Source organism: Vibrio toranzoniae, from assembly GCF_024347655.1.
Lineage (GTDB): Bacteria > Pseudomonadota > Gammaproteobacteria > Enterobacterales > Vibrionaceae > Vibrio > Vibrio toranzoniae.
The window spans coordinates 2,993,862-3,014,458 of sequence record NZ_AP025514.1 but is presented as its reverse complement, the minus strand read 5'-3'; the positions used below and the strand labels follow the sequence as shown (position 1 = coordinate 3,014,458).

General features: G+C 46.0%; 9 protein-coding genes, 3 tRNA genes, 6 rRNA genes and 1 riboswitch. Of the genes, 15 read left to right on the top strand and 3 right to left on the bottom strand.

The features are described from left to right. Positions 1-121: 121 nt before the first annotated feature. The gene (gene sthA, locus OCU50_RS13715) at positions 122-1,522 is read right to left on the bottom strand and encodes a Si-specific NAD(P)(+) transhydrogenase (protein ID WP_060468822.1); all 1,401 of its coding nucleotides are present in this window, start codon (positions 1,520-1,522) and stop codon (positions 122-124) included. A 332-nt stretch (positions 1,523-1,854) separates the two neighbouring features. Here sthA and fabR point away from each other — a divergent pair, with 332 nt between their 5' ends. From fabR to OCU50_RS13700, 3 genes are all read left to right on the top strand, one after another. After that, entirely contained in the window at positions 1,855-2,496 is a 642-nt protein-coding gene (gene fabR / locus OCU50_RS13710; protein WP_004736697.1) for an HTH-type transcriptional repressor FabR, read from the top strand. Continuing rightward, on the top strand, positions 2,496-2,867 hold the full coding sequence (locus tag OCU50_RS13705; protein WP_060468821.1) for a YijD family membrane protein: 372 nt from the start codon (positions 2,496-2,498) through the stop codon (positions 2,865-2,867). Before fabR ends, OCU50_RS13705 begins: the two co-directional genes overlap by 1 nt. Positions 2,868-2,991: 124 nt before the next feature. Further along, positions 2,992-3,393, top strand: a complete 402-nt coding sequence (locus tag OCU50_RS13700) for a VOC family protein (RefSeq protein WP_060468820.1) — start codon at positions 2,992-2,994, stop codon at positions 3,391-3,393. Positions 3,394-3,459: 66 nt separating this feature from the next. Here OCU50_RS13700 and trmA read toward each other — a convergent pair whose 3' ends face one another. Beyond that, entirely contained in the window at positions 3,460-4,569 is a 1,110-nt protein-coding gene (gene trmA, locus OCU50_RS13695; RefSeq protein ID WP_060468819.1) for a tRNA (uridine(54)-C5)-methyltransferase TrmA, read from the bottom strand. 155 nt (positions 4,570-4,724) lie between these two features. Beyond that, a riboswitch (cobalamin riboswitch) is annotated at positions 4,725-4,928 on the top strand. A gap of 40 nt (positions 4,929-4,968) precedes the next feature. Here trmA and btuB point away from each other — a divergent pair. Genes btuB through murI form a run of 3 tightly spaced genes read left to right on the top strand, consistent with a single transcriptional unit; the run spans position 4,969 to position 8,384 of the window. Further along, positions 4,969-6,804 (top strand): TonB-dependent vitamin B12 receptor, encoded by a 1,836-nt coding sequence (btuB, locus tag OCU50_RS13690; protein ID WP_060468818.1) that lies wholly within the window; start codon positions 4,969-4,971, stop codon positions 6,802-6,804. Positions 6,805-6,851: 47 nt separating this feature from the next. Further along, a complete protein-coding gene (locus tag OCU50_RS13685; protein WP_060468817.1) occupies positions 6,852-7,517 on the top strand; it encodes a Dph6-related ATP pyrophosphatase in 666 nt (221 codons plus the stop codon). Between the two features lie 60 nt (positions 7,518-7,577). Then, a complete protein-coding gene (gene murI / locus OCU50_RS13680) occupies positions 7,578-8,384 on the top strand; it encodes a glutamate racemase (protein ID WP_060468816.1) in 807 nt (268 codons plus the stop codon). Here murI and OCU50_RS13675 read toward each other — a convergent pair. Further along, positions 8,347-8,799 (bottom strand): RNA recognition motif domain-containing protein, encoded by a 453-nt coding sequence (locus OCU50_RS13675; RefSeq protein WP_060468815.1) that lies wholly within the window; start codon positions 8,797-8,799, stop codon positions 8,347-8,349. The two genes, murI and OCU50_RS13675, sit on opposite strands and share 38 nt — an antisense overlap. 647 nt (positions 8,800-9,446) lie before the next feature. Here OCU50_RS13675 and OCU50_RS13670 point away from each other — a divergent pair. The 9 genes from OCU50_RS13670 (at position 9,447) to rrf (OCU50_RS13630) (ending at position 20,454) form a co-directional block, all read left to right on the top strand. Further along, a 16S ribosomal RNA gene (locus OCU50_RS13670) occupies positions 9,447-10,999 on the top strand. Between the two features lie 79 nt (positions 11,000-11,078). Continuing rightward, positions 11,079-11,154 (top strand) — tRNA-Ala (locus OCU50_RS13665). Positions 11,155-11,519: 365 nt separating this feature from the next. Next, a 23S ribosomal RNA gene (locus OCU50_RS13660) occupies positions 11,520-14,413 on the top strand. 126 nt (positions 14,414-14,539) lie between these two features. Further along, positions 14,540-14,655, top strand: a 5S ribosomal RNA gene (rrf, locus tag OCU50_RS13655). A gap of 464 nt (positions 14,656-15,119) precedes the next feature. Next, a 16S ribosomal RNA gene (locus OCU50_RS13650) occupies positions 15,120-16,672 on the top strand. A gap of 67 nt (positions 16,673-16,739) precedes the next feature. Beyond that, positions 16,740-16,816: transfer RNA gene (locus OCU50_RS13645), tRNA-Ile, on the top strand. Between the two features lie 14 nt (positions 16,817-16,830). After that, a tRNA-Ala gene (locus tag OCU50_RS13640) sits at positions 16,831-16,906 on the top strand. Positions 16,907-17,317: 411 nt separating this feature from the next. Next, positions 17,318-20,211, top strand: a 23S ribosomal RNA gene (locus OCU50_RS13635). Between the two features lie 127 nt (positions 20,212-20,338). Next, positions 20,339-20,454 (top strand): 5S ribosomal RNA (gene rrf / locus OCU50_RS13630). Together the 16S, 23S and 5S rRNA genes with 3 tRNA genes alongside form the textbook arrangement of a ribosomal RNA operon. Positions 20,455-20,597: the final 143 nt, after the last annotated feature.

The window sequence follows — 20,597 nt, the reverse complement described above, 5'->3', positions numbered from 1 at the left end:
TCATGATCTAATGACTATCACTATTATATTATTCAGTATCTTAAATAAAAACAGCAAGCGCGTGGCTTGCTGTTTATGTATTTGGCCTATGGGTGGTCAAATGCTCTTGTTGGTTCTTTATTTAGAACAAACGGTTAAGTCCGTTAAGGGCTGCAACACGATAAGCTTCGGCCATTGTTGGGTAGTTAAACGTCGTATTCACAAAGTACTCAATGGTATTGGCTTTACCCTTCTGCTCCATGATTGCTTGGCCTATATGGATGATTTCAGCAGCACGCTCACCAAATACGTGGATACCTAAAATCTCTTTGGTTTCACGGTGAAATAGGATCTTCAAGCTACCAATATCTTTACCTGCGATTTGAGCGCGAGCTAAGTGTTTGAATGAAGAACGTCCCACTTCATAAGGTACTTTCGCAGCCGTGAGTTCTTGCTCGGTTTTACCCACAGAGCTGATCTCAGGGATGGTGTAGATCCCCGTGGGGATGTCTTCAATCAGGTGGTGTTCTGCTTCACCTTTGACGATCGCTTGTGCGACAAATCGACCTTGGTCGTAAGCAGCACTCGCTAAGCTGGGGTAACCAATCACATCACCTACCGCGTAAACATGGTCAACGCTGGTTTGGTAATTGGTGTTTATGGATACTTGTCCACGAGAGTCGGCTTCTAAGCCAACTGCACCAAGATTCAGTTTATCGGTATTACCTGTTCGACCATTGGCATACAGTAGGCAATCCGCGCGCATTTTCTTGCCAGATTCTAGGTGGATGATAACGCCATCGTCCGTACCTTCAATTTTCTCAAAGGTTTCATCGTTACGAATCACAACACCGCTGTTCCAGAAGTGGTAAGAAAGCGCATCAGACGTTTCATTGTCTAGGAATGAGAGTAGGCGGTCACGAGTATTGATGAGATCGGTTTTTACACCTAAACCGCGGAAGATTGAGGCGTATTCACAACCAATAACACCAGCGCCATAAATAATGATGTGTTGTGGGTCGTGCTTAAGAGAAAGAATCGAGTCGCTGTCGTAGATACGTTCATGCAAGAAATCAACATTATCTGGCTGATAAGGTCGCGAACCCGTTGCGATTACAAACTTGTCAGCACTGTAATGTTCTTCTGTCCCATCGCTTTGCATGACAGAGATAGTGTTGGTATCGATAAAACGTGCAGAACCAAACACCAATGTACATTGGTTGCGATCATAAAAGCCTTGGCGCAGTCGAGTCTGTTTATCGATGACTGATTTAGCATGGCCCAGAATACTGGAGAAGGTAGAGTGGATGCTTTTGTTATTTTGACAAAACAGCGGGTTGCTGTTGAATTCAATAATACGACTTACAGCATGACGCAGTGCTTTGGAAGGAATGGTTCCCCAATGGGTGCAACCACCACCAACGCTGCTCTCTTTCTCAATGATTGCAACATTCAACCCTGCTTTGGTTAATCCCATCGCTGCCCCTTCTCCTCCGGGGCCACTACCAATTACGATTACATCAAAGTGGTTGGAGTGCGGCATAGATATCTTCCTTGTTATATTTAATTAACATTGCTTTAGTGAGATTTTAACTGATTCTGTTCTTGGGTACATGAAAAGGACATCAGAGAGTCGGTGGGATCACGCAGTGTTCTAAAAAAAATAACATTTGGTATGTTGTATGTCTCCAAATCACAGTGTGGAGATTGAAATTTTTTGTTCGAGCGTATTTACTTCGGTACGTGAACAAAGAGGTATGTTGAGTGTCTTATATAACCAGAGTGCCTTATATAAATAAGTGATTCGCGTTATGTTATATTGAAGAGAGTATTAGACATGCCTGTTTAGGCTGTAAAAGAAGAATTTGATAAAATATGAAACCAATGGGCATTCGCGCACAGCAAAAAGAAAAAACTCGTCGTAGCTTAATTGATGCAGCATTTAGCCAACTCAGCGCCGATCGTAGTTTTTCCAACCTAAGCTTGAGAGAAGTTGCTCGTGAGGCTGGAATAGCCCCAACTTCCTTTTATCGTCATTTCAAAGACATGGATGAGCTTGGTTTAACCATGGTTGATGAAGGTGGCTTATTATTACGTCAATTAATGCGTCAAGCTCGTCAGCGTATAGTAAAAGAAGGCAGTGTGATTCGCACATCGGTTGAAACCTTTATGGAATTCATTGAAAGCAGTCCAAACGTATTCAGATTGTTATTACGAGAGCGCTCAGGGACTTCATTTGAGTTTCGTGCTGCGGTAGCTCGTGAAATACAGCACTTCTCTGCTGAGTTAACCGAATATTTGATTACGACTGGCATGACAAGAGATGAAGCTTTTACTCAAGCTGAAGCCTCCGTCATATTGGTTTTTAACTCAGGGGCAGAAGCACTAGATTTAGATCGACGTCAGCGAGATGAATTGGCTGATCGCTTGATCATGCAATTGCGAATGATGGCCAAAGGGGCTTTTTGGTATCGTAAAGAACGTGAACGTAACCGATTAAAAGGCGGGATTGAATAATGTCGAATGAAAATAATACTGTAAACCGTGGTTCTGAAAGAAAAACACTCGTACTAGCTGTTGTTGCCGGTGTGTGTGGTGATGCGCTGTTGTCTTGGGTCACAATGAGCGAAGTGGGCTTCTCTATTTTCCCGCTTATTGCTTTAGTGTTGACTGTACAAGCACTTTACCAGGAGTATCTAACTAACCCAGTCTCTGAAGATATTCCATTGGTAGGTTTAGCTTGCTTCTTTGTTGGTGCATTTGGCCACTCGGCTTTTGTCAAAGCACAATATCCTGATGCGGGCTCAAACTTCTTTGCGATTATTGTTGCGATGTTGCTGTTAGCTTGGGTAGGAAAAAAGCTCGGTTTTATCGGCAAAGCAACTTAAGCTGAATAACCTCAGCACTTCGCTTGGTAAATAGTGAAAGAAAGGCTTGGCTTTATCGCCAGGCCTTTTTTGTACACAATGTTACCTATACTAGGGAAGTGTGCGTGTTATAAGGAGAAACTGCATGATAGAGGTAAAGGCCATTGACCATATTGTATTGCGGACATCAAACCGTGAGGCGATGCTCTATTTTTACCAACAGGTGCTGGGTTGTCCTATTGAAAGGGAATTGCCAGACTTAGGGTTGACGCAATTAAGGGCGGGGGAGTCAATCATTGACTTAGTCGTCGTCGATAGCGAGCTAGGAAAGCTTGGCGGCAAGGCGCCGCAACAAGACGGAAGAAACCTCGACCATTTTTGTCTGCAAATAGCGGCTTTTGATGAGCGAGAGTTGGTCAATTATCTGTACAAACACGATATTCAAGTTACCGAGTTTGCAGAGCGCTATGGTGCGCAAGGTTTTGGGTATTCTGCCTATATAGAAGATCCAGAAGGCAATATGGTGGAACTCAAACCACGGACTTGAAGTTGGCTGTATAGCGATATCAATAAAAAGCGCTCATCACGAGCGCTTAGAGATTTGAATCATGATTTACGCTTTGCGTTCCAACAGCACGCCCGCTTCCATGTGGTGGGTGTAAGGGAACTGGTCAAACAGAGCAAAACGAGTGATGTCGTGTGTTTCGCTTAAAATGTCTAAGTTATCTTTCAGTGTCTCAGGGTTACAAGAGATGTACATGATGCGCTCATAGCCTTGAACCATCTTACAAGTATCAACATCCATACCTGAACGCGGTGGATCAACAAAGATAGTGTTGCAGTTATAGCTCTTAAGATCGATGTTCGCTTGCTGTAGACGACGGAACTCACGTTTGCCTTCCATTGCTACGGTAAAATCTTCCGCAGACATACGAATAATCTGAACATTTTCAATCTTGTTCGCCGCAATGTTGTATTGCGCTGACTCTACTGATGGCTTCGCTAGTTCTGTTGCCAGTACACGTTCGAAGTTCTGTGCCAATGCTAATGAGAAGTTACCGTTACCACAGTAAAGTTCTAATAGGTCACCTTTGCTGTCTTGAGTACAGTCGACAGCCCACTCAAGCATTTTCTCTGCTACTTTACCGTTTGGTTGAGTAAAGCTGTTCTCTACTTGTTGGTAGATGTAGCTGTCACCATTTACGTCTAGCTTTTCAATGACGTAGTCGCGATCCAATACGATTTTCATCTTACGCGCACGACCAATCAGGTTCAGGTTAAAACCTTCATCATTCAATTGCTGCTTCAGTGCTTTAGCATCTTGAATCCATTGCTCACCCAATTGACGGTGGTAAAGCAGTGACACCAAAATCTCACCGCTTAGTGTAGAAAGAAAATCTACTTGGAATAGCTTGTGGCGCAGAGAGTGATTGTCTTTCATTGCATCTGTTAATAGAGGCATCAAGTCATTGATAAGACGGCTAGCTGCAGGAAACTGGTCTACGCGGTATTTTTCTTTGGTCTCTTGATTGAACATGACGTAATACATATCGTCACCTTCATGCCACACGCGGAATTCAGCACGCATGCGGTAGTGTTGTTCTGGAGATTCGTACACTTCCAACTCAGGCACATCATATTGTGAGAACATCTCAGTAAGACGCTCAGTCTTTTCTGCTAGTTGTTCTTGGTAGCGTTGCGGGTTTACATCTAAATTCGCCATTGTTATGCCTTTTTGCTGTCGTGCTTTTAAATCAAGAGCGCAGATTTTATTCAATCACAAGCGCTTGTCCAGTGTTGAGAGTCATTCAATGTAAATCGGCCATGAAAACTATAGCTTATAACTATCTTAGACTAGACAAATGATTTATAGGCCAATACTATCTCCGACAAGCTGGTGCCATTTAGATGTATAGATGGCTGAAGAGGGAATCTGGTGTAAATCCAGAACTGACGCGCAGCGGTAAAAGAGAACAAATATTCATAAGACACTGCAAATAGCTTTTTGTGGGAAGTCGAATATGAGGTAACCATAAGGTTGTGCTCTTAAGTCCGAATACCTGCCAGCAGCTAAACCATACAATGTGGTTTGGTAGGAATTTACGCGATTTAGGATCATAATATGAACAAGTCCCTTTTAGCAGTTGCCGTAGCATCGCTGCTTTCACCTATCTCCAATTTACACGCCCAAGAAGCCTCTGCCGACGAAACCATGGTGGTTACGGCTAACCGTTTTGAGCAGAGCACGGAAAGTGTTGTCGCTCAAGTTGAAGTAGTAACGCGCCAAGATATCGACCGAATTCAAGCTAAGTCTCTAACAGATGTGTTTAGACGATTAACGGGTATCCAGGTTTCACAAAATGGAGGCCGAGGTCAGCAAGCTTCGATCTTTGTTCGTGGTGCTAACTCTGATCAAGTACTTGTTCTAATTGATGGTATTCGTTTTGCACGAGCTGCAAAAGGTGGTGTCGATTTTAGCCAGTTACCAATTACATTCGTTGATCGTGTGGAATACGTTCGAGGAGCTCGTGCCGCTATGTATGGCTCAGAAGCGATCGGCGGTGTTATCAATATTATTACCGTTGCAAACTCTGACAATGAAAAAACGGCGGTAAGTGCGGGCTTGGGAAGCTTAGATTACGAAGAGTTGAGCTTTGTTAGTGGTACCAAGGTTGGTGAAAATGGTCACTTAAACGTATCTATTGGCTACGACTCCGATGAGGGATACAACGTTCATCCTATGCAGGGAATAAATGATGGTGATCGACATGGCTTTGAATCGCGTAATGCGCTTATTGGCTATGTTCATAACTTTGATCAGCAATGGAGTGGTTTTGCTAACTTCCGCATGTTCGAGACTATCTCTCAATATGATGGTTCGTATATTGATTTTAATACCGGCAACCCAGTCCATTCTTACAAAGAAGCAGAGGTGCAAAACTCTACCTTTGCTACTGGTGTTAAATATAGTGGCAGTGAACTTAAGTCTGATTTCCTAGTTAACTATCAGAATCAAGATAACTGGAACTACGAACAGTCTTTAGGCAAGAACTCAGCGTCAGCAATATCTGATGAGCTTGAACAGCTAAATGTTCAATGGGTGAATTCATACAAACTGACTTCGGCACTGACTCTAAGCGGCGGTGTAGATTGGCGTGATGAAGCTTATATTGTGAAGCCTTCGAATACTGAATATGACAGAACGAATGTTGCATACTTTGCAGCATTAAATGCAGACGCGGATAAAGTGTTTGGCGAACTGAGCCTTCGTGTTGATGATAATGAGCAATTTGGTACCGAAGCCACTTACAACACAGGGGTAGGCTATCGTTATGCGGAGTGGCTTGTTGTTAAAGCAGCTTATGGTACATCCTTCAAGGCGCCTAACTTGTATCAATTATATAGCTACTACGGTAATGAGCAGCTAGAATCGGAAAAAGCTGATTCGGTAGAGTTGACTTTTAGTGGCCTAGTTAAAGGCGTAGATTGGTCGATTACTGGGTACGATACAAATGTCGAAGACTTGATTGATTATAACTATGCGACGAGTAAGTACTACAACACAGATGGTGAAAGCCAGTTGCGTGGTGTGGAAATGGTCGTAGGGTTTGATACATACTTTATTAACCATCAAGTAAGCGCTAATTTTCAAGACCCTGAAGACCAATCAGGTGAGCAGCTAGTCCGCCGCGCTAAAGAGATCTATAAGTATAATGCGGTAGCTAGTTTTGATGAGGTTGATGTTTCATTAGGTTATCAATACGTAGGTGAGCGAACAGACTTCTCTGAAGATCTTGCAGCATATAGCTTGTTTGATGTTTCAGTTAACTATTATGCGAATGAAAATCTTACTTTAAATGGTCGAGTGGATAACTTAACTGACGAAGAGTACGAGACTGCTGGTGGATACCCATCACCAGAGCGTACATATTACGTGAATGCTACTTACCAATTCTAATTAACACCTAAACCGCCTTCGGGCGGTTTTTCTTATTGGGTATATCAATGAAAAAGAAAGTAGTCATAAGTTGGTCGTCAGGCAAGGACTCTACGTTAACGTTGGAGCGTCTACTTGAAAGCTCTGAATATGAAGTTGTTGCTCTCTATACTACATATGTTGGAGATGAAGTCCCTTTCCAAGTGACTCCGATCGAAGTTGTTGCCATGCAGGCGCAATTAATCGATTTGCCACTCATTACCATAGAGCTTCCGGAAGTGTTCCCAAGCAATGAGATTTACCAAAGTACGATTGTCTCAGCATTAAAAGGGTCTGGCTTATCAATCGACGCGGTCGCGTTTGGAGACATGTTTTGTAATGGCATTGCCGATTATCGAAGAAGCTACATAGAACCAGCGGGTTGGGAGTGTGTATTTCCCCTAATGGGAGAGAGTAGTCAGGATTTAGCTAGTGAGATATTAAACAGAGGAATTGAAACCTTTCTCGTCACGGTTGATAGTGAGTCATTAGATGCTGGCTATTGCGGGCAACAATACACGCCTGAACTAATAGACAGTTTACCGAGTCATGTCGATCCATGTGGTGAAGATGGTGAGTTCCATACTCTAGTGACGTCAGCACCATGTTTTACAGGAAAGCTTAAGATAGAGTTAGAAAATGTAGAACAAGGTGAGCGTTTTGTTCATCAACGCTATCAAGCTTGCATTATATAGAGTGAGGATTGGCGAAAACTAAGCGAAGGGGTATCATTGCTGCGGAACTAATTACAGGTAATCGTCGTGTCGGATAGTCTACAAAAAAATATATTAGTCTTTGATTCTGGAGTGGGTGGTCTATCTGTATATAAAGAGATAAGCCAATTACTACCGAACCATAATTATACCTATGTATTCGATAACGAGGCTTACCCATACGGCGAGCTTGATCAACAAGTACTTATTCGCAGAGTTCAAAGTATTGTTGCCAGTTTTGTGGCTAGCCACGCGATTGATGTTGTGGTGATAGCCTGTAATACAGCAAGTACGATTGTCTTACCTACACTTCGTGCTAGTAACCTAATCCCTATTGTTGGTGTTGTCCCGGCAATCAAGCCTGCTTCCATCCTCGCCAATAAAGCGGTAGGTCTTATTGCTACTCCCGCAACGATCACTCGTGAATATACACATGATCTCATTAAAAACTTCTCGAGTAATAAAAGAGTCGAGCTTTTAGGTTCTACTCGGCTGGTGGATATGGCCGAAGACAAACTCAGGGGGGAGACGATTGACCTTGAAGAGCTGCAACTCATCCTTCAACCGATGATCAACACAATTGATGTGGCCGTTTTAGGATGCACACATTTCCCGCTGATAAAATCTGAGATTCAACAAGTCCTAGGTAAGAGTGTTTTATTGGTTGATTCTGGCAAAGCGATTGCGAAGCGAGTTCAAGATTTATTGGACTTGGAAAGTAGTGATAAAGAAGGGGGAGTGCGTGAGGTTTTTTGTAGTGCACTTCCTAAAAAAGAAAGTGCACTAAATAGAATGTTAAAGCAGTTAGGGTTTAGCTCAGTTCAGATTCGTCCGTTTCAGGATGTTTAGGATCATTTGCAACTCGTACTTTTAAAGTTCGTTGCATGTAATCTTTATCGTTAAGTGCAGAGATTGCATGATTCACATCATTACTCGCCATAACAACAAAACCAAAGCCCCTTCTTTTACCTGTTCGCTTGTCTTTCATTAAACGAACAGCAAATACTTCACCATACTCAGAGAATAGTTCACGTACGTGTGACTCGTTCGCTTTGTATGGAAGGTTACCTACATAAAGTGTTTTTGTTGATGCCTTAGGTTCTGAATCTGATTTTGAGTCGGTGCTTGAAAAGTTAACAACAAAAGCGGAAGCCAAGACACCAAGGATAAAGGTAATTGCAGGCGATATATCTACCTGAGAGAAAATAATGCCACCTAGAACAGCTAGAGCGACAATTAACAACATCGATTTTTTTGAGTTCATATCGGAATACTACATATTAATAAACGAAATAGACACATCTACTCTTAACAAAATAGATACATGAATCTTACGTTCATGGCTTCCATTTTTCCAATGTATTGCTGTGATACGTCTCAAATGTTTAGTTTTTATTCGAAAAATGTGGTTCTGGTGGCTTTTTAGGCGAACAAAACTTTTATTCAAAAAAATCCCTTGTGCTCTATGTCGATCTCTCTATAATGCCGCCTCACCGACACGGAGTGAGACGAAAGTCACACAGTGAAATCGGTAGAGAAAAAGGAGTTTAAAATAACCCTTGACTCTCTAAGCGGTGCAGGTATAGTACGCACCCCTAGCGATTGAGATGCAAATCACAAAACGCTAGCGCTCTTTAACAATTTAAACCTATCAATCTGTGTGGGCACTCGTTGATGAATATCAAAACGTTTTATCGTTAGATAAAACAGTTACTTCGGTAACAACATTGATTTCAATGAACTGAGTGACCAATACAAAGTTAAGTTTACTTAATTTTGGCACAGTCAATTCATTACCATTCTGTTGGAATGGTAATAGCTTTAGAATTACATGTTCATGTTTACATGAATAATAGTTTTGAAGTCAGTATTCGTTGAGTCACACCTATTAATTTAGGTAATCAAAACTTTAAATTGAAGAGTTTGATCATGGCTCAGATTGAACGCTGGCGGCAGGCCTAACACATGCAAGTCGAGCGGAAACGACACTAACAATCCTTCGGGTGCGTTAATGGGCGTCGAGCGGCGGACGGGTGAGTAATGCCTAGGAAATTGCCTTGATGTGGGGGATAACCATTGGAAACGATGGCTAATACCGCATGATGCCTACGGGCCAAAGAGGGGGACCTTCGGGCCTCTCGCGTCAAGATATGCCTAGGTGGGATTAGCTAGTTGGTGAGGTAATGGCTCACCAAGGCGACGATCCCTAGCTGGTCTGAGAGGATGATCAGCCACACTGGAACTGAGACACGGTCCAGACTCCTACGGGAGGCAGCAGTGGGGAATATTGCACAATGGGCGCAAGCCTGATGCAGCCATGCCGCGTGTATGAAGAAGGCCTTCGGGTTGTAAAGTACTTTCAGTTGTGAGGAAGGGGGTAACGTTAATAGCGTTATCTCTTGACGTTAGCAACAGAAGAAGCACCGGCTAACTCCGTGCCAGCAGCCGCGGTAATACGGAGGGTGCGAGCGTTAATCGGAATTACTGGGCGTAAAGCGCATGCAGGTGGTTCATTAAGTCAGATGTGAAAGCCCGGGGCTCAACCTCGGAACTGCATTTGAAACTGGTGAACTAGAGTACTGTAGAGGGGGGTAGAATTTCAGGTGTAGCGGTGAAATGCGTAGAGATCTGAAGGAATACCAGTGGCGAAGGCGGCCCCCTGGACAGATACTGACACTCAGATGCGAAAGCGTGGGGAGCAAACAGGATTAGATACCCTGGTAGTCCACGCCGTAAACGATGTCTACTTGGAGGTTGTGGCCTTGAGCCGTGGCTTTCGGAGCTAACGCGTTAAGTAGACCGCCTGGGGAGTACGGTCGCAAGATTAAAACTCAAATGAATTGACGGGGGCCCGCACAAGCGGTGGAGCATGTGGTTTAATTCGATGCAACGCGAAGAACCTTACCTACTCTTGACATCCAGAGAATCCAGCGGAGACGCAGGAGTGCCTTCGGGAGCTCTGAGACAGGTGCTGCATGGCTGTCGTCAGCTCGTGTTGTGAAATGTTGGGTTAAGTCCCGCAACGAGCGCAACCCTTATCCTTGTTTGCCAGCGAGTAATGTCGGGAACTCCAGGGAGACTGCCGGTGATAAACCGGAGGAAGGTGGGGACGACGTCAAGTCATCATGGCCCTTACGAGTAGGGCTACACACGTGCTACAATGGCGCATACAGAGGGCAGCGAGCCAGCGATGGTAAGCGAATCCCAAAAAGTGCGTCGTAGTCCGGATTGGAGTCTGCAACTCGACTCCATGAAGTCGGAATCGCTAGTAATCGTGAATCAGAATGTCACGGTGAATACGTTCCCGGGCCTTGTACACACCGCCCGTCACACCATGGGAGTGGGCTGCAAAAGAAGTAGGTAGTCTAACCTTCGGGAGGACGCTTACCACTTTGTGGTTCATGACTGGGGTGAAGTCGTAACAAGGTAGCCCTAGGGGAACCTGGGGCTGGATCACCTCCTTATACGAAGATATTGACGATGAGTGTCCACACAGATTGATTAGGTTTAGAAAAGTTAAGAGTAAGAAATACTTTTCCAGATGGGGCTATAGCTCAGCTGGGAGAGCGCCTCGCTGGCAGCGAGGAGGTCTGCGGTTCGAACCCGCATAGCTCCACCATCTTTAAGTGTTCTTCCTTAAGAATCTTTAAAAATGGTTCCCTTCTTTTAATAGAAGTTGAATCAAGCTCTTTAACAATTTGGAAAGCTGACTGATTACTTAATTGGTTTTCACTTTAAAAAGTGAAATAAAACAGCTATAGGCTGTGATTAAGTTAATCAAATTTAAAAGTTCTCAATGTTTATCTGCTCTTATTTAATAAGAACAGCATAAACACAACAAACACATTCAAGTGTCTTGTATTCGATTCAAACTTGTTTGAATCACATTGAGTCCGGCAAACAGTCATCAAGAATTAACCCTTCTTGATGACAACCAAAAACCTTGGTGATTTGACATCAACACGAAACTTCTTCGGGTTGTATGGTTAAGTGACTAAGCGTACACGGTGGATGCCTTGGCAGTCAGAGGCGATGAAAGACGTAATAACTTGCGATAAGCCCAGATTAGGTAGTAATAACCTTTTGAGTCTGGGATTTCTGAATGGGGAAACCCACGTGCATAAGCACGTATCTTGTTGTGAATACATAGCAACAGGAGGCAAACCGGGGGAACTGAAACATCTAAGTACCCCGAGGAAGAGAAATCAACCGAGATTCCGAAAGTAGCGGCGAGCGAAATTGGATTAGCCCTTAAGCTTTTAATGATGCAGGTGAAGCCTCTGGAAAGTGGCGCAGTAAAGGGTGATAGCCCCGTAACCGACACATCATCATCAGTGAAATCGAGTAAGGCGGGACACGTGATATCCTGTCTGAATATGGGGGGACCATCCTCCAAGGCTAAATACTACTGACTGACCGATAGTGAACCAGTACCGTGAGGGAAAGGCGAAAAGAACCCCTGTGAGGGGAGTGAAATAGAACCTGAAACCGTGTACGTACAAGCAGTAGGAGCACCTTCGTGGTGTGACTGCGTACCTTTTGTATAATGGGTCAGCGACTTAATTTTAGTAGCAAGGTTAACCGTTTAGGGGAGCCGTAGGGAAACCGAGTCTTAACTGGGCGTACAGTTGCTAGGATTAGACCCGAAACCAGGTGATCTAGCCATGGGCAGGTTGAAGGTTGAGTAACATCAACTGGAGGACCGAACCGACTAATGTTGAAAAATTAGCGGATGACTTGTGGCTAGGGGTGAAAGGCCAATCAAACCTGGAGATAGCTGGTTCTCCCCGAAAGCTATTTAGGTAGCGCCTCGGACGAATACTACTGGGGGTAGAGCACTGTTAAGGCTAGGGGGTCATCCCGACTTACCAACCCTTTGCAAACTCCGAATACCAGTAAGTACTATCCGGGAGACACACGGCGGGTGCTAACGTCCGTCGTGGAGAGGGAAACAACCCAGACCGCCAGCTAAGGTCCCAAAGTATAGCTAAGTGGGAAACGATGTGGGAAGGCTCAGACAGCCAGGATGTTGGCTTAGAAGCAGCCATCATTTAAAGAAAGCGTAATAGCTCACTGGTCGAGTCGGCCTGCGCGGAAGATGTAACGGGGCTAAGCTATACACCGAAGCTGCGGCTACGTACCTTAGGGTGCGTGGGGTAGGGGAGCGTTCTGTAAGCCGTTGAAGGTGGTCTGTAAGGGCTGCTGGAGGTATCAGAAGTGCGAATGCTGACATGAGTAACGATAAAGGGAGTGAAAAACTCCCTCGCCGGAAGACCAAGGGTTCCTGTCCAACGTTAATCGGGGCAGGGTAAGTCGACTCCTAAGGCGAGGCCGAAAGGCGTAGTCGATGGGAAACGGGTTAATATTCCCGTACTTCTTACAATTGCGATGGGGGGACGGAGAAGGCTAGGTGGGCCTGGCGACGGTTGTCCAGGTTCAAGTACGTAGGCGGAAGGTTTAGGTAAATCCGGACTTTCATTAACGCTGAGATACGATGTCGAGCACCTACGGGTGTGAAGTCATTGATGCCATGCTTCCAGGAAAAGCCTCTAAGCTTCAGATTGTAAGGAATCGTACCCCAAACCGACACAGGTGGTCGGGTAGAGAATACCAAGGCGCTTGAGAGAACTCGGGTGAAGGAACTAGGCAAAATGGTACCGTAACTTCGGGAGAAGGTACGCTCTTATCAGTGAAGTCCCTTGCGGATGGAGCAGACGAGAGTCGCAGATACCAGGTGGCTGCAACTGTTTATTAAAAACACAGCACTGTGCAAAATCGTAAGATGACGTATACGGTGTGACGCCTGCCCGGTGCCGGAAGGTTAATTGATGGGGTTAGACTTCGGTCGAAGCTCTTGATCGAAGCCCCGGTAAACGGCGGCCGTAACTATAACGGTCCTAAGGTAGCGAAATTCCTTGTCGGGTAAGTTCCGACCTGCACGAATGGCGTAATGATGGCCACGCTGTCTCCACCCGAGACTCAGTGAAATTGAAATCGCTGTGAAGATGCAGTGTACCCGCGGCTAGACGGAAAGACCCCGTGAACCTTTACTACAGCTTGGCACTGAACATTGAACCTACATGTGTAGGATAGGTGGGAGACTATGAAATTGCGTCGCTAGATGTGATGGAGTCGTCCTTGAAATACCACCCTTGTAGTTTTGATGTTCTAACGTTGGCCCCTGAATCGGGGTTACGGACAGTGCCTGGTGGGTAGTTTGACTGGGGCGGTCTCCTCCCAAAGAGTAACGGAGGAGCACGAAGGTGGGCTAAACACGGTTGGACATCGTGTGGTTAGTGCAATGGCATAAGCCCGCTTGACTGCGAGAATGACAATTCGAGCAGGTGCGAAAGCAGGTCATAGTGATCCGGTGGTTCTGAATGGAAGGGCCATCGCTCAACGGATAAAAGGTACTCCGGGGATAACAGGCTGATACCGCCCAAGAGTTCATATCGACGGCGGTGTTTGGCACCTCGATGTCGGCTCATCACATCCTGGGGCTGAAGTCGGTCCCAAGGGTATGGCTGTTCGCCATTTAAAGTGGTACGCGAGCTGGGTTTAGAACGTCGTGAGACAGTTCGGTCCCTATCTGCCGTGGGCGTTGGAAAATTGAAAGGGGCTGCTCCTAGTACGAGAGGACCGGAGTGGACGAACCTCTGGTGTTCGGGTTGTCATGCCAATGGCATTGCCCGGTAGCTACGTTCGGAATCGATAAGCGCTGAAAGCATCTAAGCGCGAAGCGAGCCTTGAGATGAGTTTTCCCTGGCACTATAAGTGTCCTAAAGGGTTGTCGTAGACTACGACGTTGATAGGCAGGGTGTGTAAGTGCTGCGAGGCATTGAGCTAACCTGTACTAATTGCCCGTGAGGCTTAACCATACAACACCCAAGGGGTTTTGTGGACTCAAAGAAAGACCAGACCTTGAATGAGTTTGAAGAGAAAGACTTTTAAATCAGTTTTCCGAATTATTAATTGTCGCAGAGGCGTCAATTAAACAGAATTTGCTTGGCGACCATAGCATTGTGGACCCACCTGATTCCATGCCGAACTCAGTAGTGAAACACAATAGCGCCGATGGTAGTGTGGGGCTTCCCCATGTGAGAGTAGGACATCGCCAGGCTCCAAATTTATTTTCACGTTTTAAAAGTGAAGACAAAAAGTTCGACTTTGTCTACTAAGTAGACAAGTCACCATAGAGTTCTAAGTTTTCTTAGTGTTTTATGTTGACTTTCAAAGTGGAAAGCGTATTATACGCGTCCTGCTTACGTGCTAAGGCACTGAAAGCGTTCTCTTTTTAGAGAACACGTTCTTTAACAATTTAAACCTATCAATCTGTGTGGGCACTCGTTGATGAATATCAAAACGTTATTACTTAGGTAATAACAGTTACTTCGGTAACAACATTGATTTCAATGAACTGAGTGACCAATACGTTTAACTACTTGTAGTTATTCGGCACAGTCAATTCATTACCATTCTGTTGGAATGGTAATAGCTTTAAAATTACACTCTTTATTTATAAAGAATAGTTTTGAAGTCAGTATTCGTTGAGTCATACCTATTAATTTAGGTAATCAAAACTTTAAATTGAAGAGTTTGATCATGGCTCAGATTGAACGCTGGCGGCAGGCCTAACACATGCAAGTCGAGCGGAAACGACACTAACAATCCTTCGGGTGCGTTAATGGGCGTCGAGCGGCGGACGGGTGAGTAATGCCTAGGAAATTGCCTTGATGTGGGGGATAACCATTGGAAACGATGGCTAATACCGCATGATGCCTACGGGCCAAAGAGGGGGACCTTCGGGCCTCTCGCGTCAAGATATGCCTAGGTGGGATTAGCTAGTTGGTGAGGTAATGGCTCACCAAGGCGACGATCCCTAGCTGGTCTGAGAGGATGATCAGCCACACTGGAACTGAGACACGGTCCAGACTCCTACGGGAGGCAGCAGTGGGGAATATTGCACAATGGGCGCAAGCCTGATGCAGCCATGCCGCGTGTATGAAGAAGGCCTTCGGGTTGTAAAGTACTTTCAGTTGTGAGGAAGGGGGTAACGTTAATAGCGTTATCTCTTGACGTTAGCAACAGAAGAAGCACCGGCTAACTCCGTGCCAGCAGCCGCGGTAATACGGAGGGTGCGAGCGTTAATCGGAATTACTGGGCGTAAAGCGCATGCAGGTGGTTCATTAAGTCAGATGTGAAAGCCCGGGGCTCAACCTCGGAACTGCATTTGAAACTGGTGAACTAGAGTACTGTAGAGGGGGGTAGAATTTCAGGTGTAGCGGTGAAATGCGTAGAGATCTGAAGGAATACCAGTGGCGAAGGCGGCCCCCTGGACAGATACTGACACTCAGATGCGAAAGCGTGGGGAGCAAACAGGATTAGATACCCTGGTAGTCCACGCCGTAAACGATGTCTACTTGGAGGTTGTGGCCTTGAGCCGTGGCTTTCGGAGCTAACGCGTTAAGTAGACCGCCTGGGGAGTACGGTCGCAAGATTAAAACTCAAATGAATTGACGGGGGCCCGCACAAGCGGTGGAGCATGTGGTTTAATTCGATGCAACGCGAAGAACCTTACCTACTCTTGACATCCAGAGAATCCAGCGGAGACGCAGGAGTGCCTTCGGGAGCTCTGAGACAGGTGCTGCATGGCTGTCGTCAGCTCGTGTTGTGAAATGTTGGGTTAAGTCCCGCAACGAGCGCAACCCTTATCCTTGTTTGCCAGCGAGTAATGTCGGGAACTCCAGGGAGACTGCCGGTGATAAACCGGAGGAAGGTGGGGACGACGTCAAGTCATCATGGCCCTTACGAGTAGGGCTACACACGTGCTACAATGGCGCATACAGAGGGCAGCGAGCCAGCGATGGTAAGCGAATCCCAAAAAGTGCGTCGTAGTCCGGATTGGAGTCTGCAACTCGACTCCATGAAGTCGGAATCGCTAGTAATCGTGAATCAGAATGTCACGGTGAATACGTTCCCGGGCCTTGTACACACCGCCCGTCACACCATGGGAGTGGGCTGCAAAAGAAGTAGGTAGTCTAACCTTCGGGAGGACGCTTACCACTTTGTGGTTCATGACTGGGGTGAAGTCGTAACAAGGTAGCCCTAGGGGAACCTGGGGCTGGATCACCTCCTTATACGAAGATAGTCACGATGAGTGTCCACACAGATTGATTAGGTTTAGAAAAGTTAAGAGACGATATTGGGTCTGTAGCTCAGCTGGTTAGAGCGCTCGCCTGATAAGCGGGAGGTCGGTGGTTCAAGTCCACTCAGACCCACCAATATCGACCGAGATGGGGCTATAGCTCAGCTGGGAGAGCGCCTGCCTTGCACGCAGGAGGTCTGCGGTTCGATCCCGCATAGCTCCACCATCTTTAAGGGTTTTTCCCTAAGAATCTTTAAAAATGGTTCCCTTCTTTTAATAGAAGTTGAATCAAGCTCTTTAACAATTTGGAAAGCTGACTGATTACTTAATTGGTTTTCACTTTAAAAAGTGAAATCAAACAGCTCAAGGCTGTGGTTAAGTTAATCAAATTTAAAAGTTCTCAATGTTTATCTGCTCTTATTTAATAAGAACAGTATAAACACAACAAACACATTCAAGTGTCTTGTATTCGAATAATCAGAAATGATTGTTCATTTTTTGATTCTACTTTTTATTAAAAAGTGGAAACAAAAAGTAAATTGAGTCCGGCAAACAGTCATCAAGAATTAACCCTTCTTTGATGACAACCAAAAACCTTGGTGATTTGACATCAACACGAAACTTCTTCGGGTTGTATGGTTAAGTGACTAAGCGTACACGGTGGATGCCTTGGCAGTCAGAGGCGATGAAAGACGTAATAACTTGCGATAAGCCCAGATTAGGTAGTAATAACCTTTTGAGTCTGGGATTTCTGAATGGGGAAACCCACGTGCATAAGCACGTATCTTGTTGTGAATACATAGCAACAGGAGGCAAACCGGGGGAACTGAAACATCTAAGTACCCCGAGGAAGAGAAATCAACCGAGATTCCGAAAGTAGCGGCGAGCGAAATTGGATTAGCCCTTAAGCTTTTAATGATGCAGGTGAAGCCTCTGGAAAGTGGCGCAGTAAAGGGTGATAGCCCCGTAACCGACACATCATCATCAGTGAAATCGAGTAAGGCGGGACACGTGATATCCTGTCTGAATATGGGGGGACCATCCTCCAAGGCTAAATACTACTGACTGACCGATAGTGAACCAGTACCGTGAGGGAAAGGCGAAAAGAACCCCTGTGAGGGGAGTGAAATAGAACCTGAAACCGTGTACGTACAAGCAGTAGGAGCACCTTCGTGGTGTGACTGCGTACCTTTTGTATAATGGGTCAGCGACTTAATTTTAGTAGCAAGGTTAACCGTTTAGGGGAGCCGTAGGGAAACCGAGTCTTAACTGGGCGTACAGTTGCTAGGATTAGACCCGAAACCAGGTGATCTAGCCATGGGCAGGTTGAAGGTTGAGTAACATCAACTGGAGGACCGAACCGACTAATGTTGAAAAATTAGCGGATGACTTGTGGCTAGGGGTGAAAGGCCAATCAAACCTGGAGATAGCTGGTTCTCCCCGAAAGCTATTTAGGTAGCGCCTCGGACGAATACTACTGGGGGTAGAGCACTGTTAAGGCTAGGGGGTCATCCCGACTTACCAACCCTTTGCAAACTCCGAATACCAGTAAGTACTATCCGGGAGACACACGGCGGGTGCTAACGTCCGTCGTGGAGAGGGAAACAACCCAGACCGCCAGCTAAGGTCCCAAAGTATAGCTAAGTGGGAAACGATGTGGGAAGGCTCAGACAGCCAGGATGTTGGCTTAGAAGCAGCCATCATTTAAAGAAAGCGTAATAGCTCACTGGTCGAGTCGGCCTGCGCGGAAGATGTAACGGGGCTAAGCTATACACCGAAGCTGCGGCTACGTACCTTAGGGTGCGTGGGGTAGGGGAGCGTTCTGTAAGCCGTTGAAGGTGGTCTGTAAGGGCTGCTGGAGGTATCAGAAGTGCGAATGCTGACATGAGTAACGATAAAGGGAGTGAAAAACTCCCTCGCCGGAAGACCAAGGGTTCCTGTCCAACGTTAATCGGGGCAGGGTAAGTCGACTCCTAAGGCGAGGCCGAAAGGCGTAGTCGATGGGAAACGGGTTAATATTCCCGTACTTCTTACAATTGCGATGGGGGGACGGAGAAGGCTAGGTGGGCCTGGCGACGGTTGTCCAGGTTCAAGTACGTAGGCGGAAGGTTTAGGTAAATCCGGACTTTCATTAACGCTGAGATACGATGTCGAGCACCTACGGGTGTGAAGTCATTGATGCCATGCTTCCAGGAAAAGCCTCTAAGCTTCAGATTGTAAGGAATCGTACCCCAAACCGACACAGGTGGTCGGGTAGAGAATACCAAGGCGCTTGAGAGAACTCGGGTGAAGGAACTAGGCAAAATGGTACCGTAACTTCGGGAGAAGGTACGCTCTTATCAGTGAAGTCCCTTGCGGATGGAGCAGACGAGAGTCGCAGATACCAGGTGGCTGCAACTGTTTATTAAAAACACAGCACTGTGCAAAATCGTAAGATGACGTATACGGTGTGACGCCTGCCCGGTGCCGGAAGGTTAATTGATGGGGTTAGACTTCGGTCGAAGCTCTTGATCGAAGCCCCGGTAAACGGCGGCCGTAACTATAACGGTCCTAAGGTAGCGAAATTCCTTGTCGGGTAAGTTCCGACCTGCACGAATGGCGTAATGATGGCCACGCTGTCTCCACCCGAGACTCAGTGAAATTGAAATCGCTGTGAAGATGCAGTGTACCCGCGGCTAGACGGAAAGACCCCGTGAACCTTTACTACAGCTTGGCACTGAACATTGAACCTACATGTGTAGGATAGGTGGGAGACTATGAAATTGCGTCGCTAGATGTGATGGAGTCGTCCTTGAAATACCACCCTTGTAGTTTTGATGTTCTAACGTTGGCCCCTGAATCGGGGTTACGGACAGTGCCTGGTGGGTAGTTTGACTGGGGCGGTCTCCTCCCAAAGAGTAACGGAGGAGCACGAAGGTGGGCTAAACACGGTTGGACATCGTGTGGTTAGTGCAATGGCATAAGCCCGCTTGACTGCGAGAATGACAATTCGAGCAGGTGCGAAAGCAGGTCATAGTGATCCGGTGGTTCTGAATGGAAGGGCCATCGCTCAACGGATAAAAGGTACTCCGGGGATAACAGGCTGATACCGCCCAAGAGTTCATATCGACGGCGGTGTTTGGCACCTCGATGTCGGCTCATCACATCCTGGGGCTGAAGTCGGTCCCAAGGGTATGGCTGTTCGCCATTTAAAGTGGTACGCGAGCTGGGTTTAGAACGTCGTGAGACAGTTCGGTCCCTATCTGCCGTGGGCGTTGGAAAATTGAAAGGGGCTGCTCCTAGTACGAGAGGACCGGAGTGGACGAACCTCTGGTGTTCGGGTTGTCATGCCAATGGCATTGCCCGGTAGCTACGTTCGGAATCGATAAGCGCTGAAAGCATCTAAGCGCGAAGCGAGCCTTGAGATGAGTTTTCCCTGGCACTATAAGTGTCCTAAAGGGTTGTCGTAGACTACGACGTTGATAGGCAGGGTGTGTAAGTGCTGCGAGGCATTGAGCTAACCTGTACTAATTGCCCGTGAGGCTTAACCATACAACACCCAAGGGGTTTTGTGGACTCAAAGCAATACCAAACGCTTGAATGAGTTTGAAGAGATAGACTTTTAAATCAGTTTTCCGAATTATTAATTGTCGCTGAGGCGTCAATTAAACAGAATTTGCTTGGCGACCATAGCATTGTGGACCCACCTGATTCCATGCCGAACTCAGTAGTGAAACACAATAGCGCCGATGGTAGTGTGGGGCTTCCCCATGTGAGAGTAGGACATCGCCAGGCTCCAAATTTATTTTCACGTTTTAAAAGTGAAGACAAAAAGTTCGACTTTGTCTACTAAGTAGACAAGTCACCATAGAGTTCTAAGTTTTCTTAGTGTTTTATGTTGACTTTCAAAGTGGAAAGCGTATTATACGCGTCCTGCT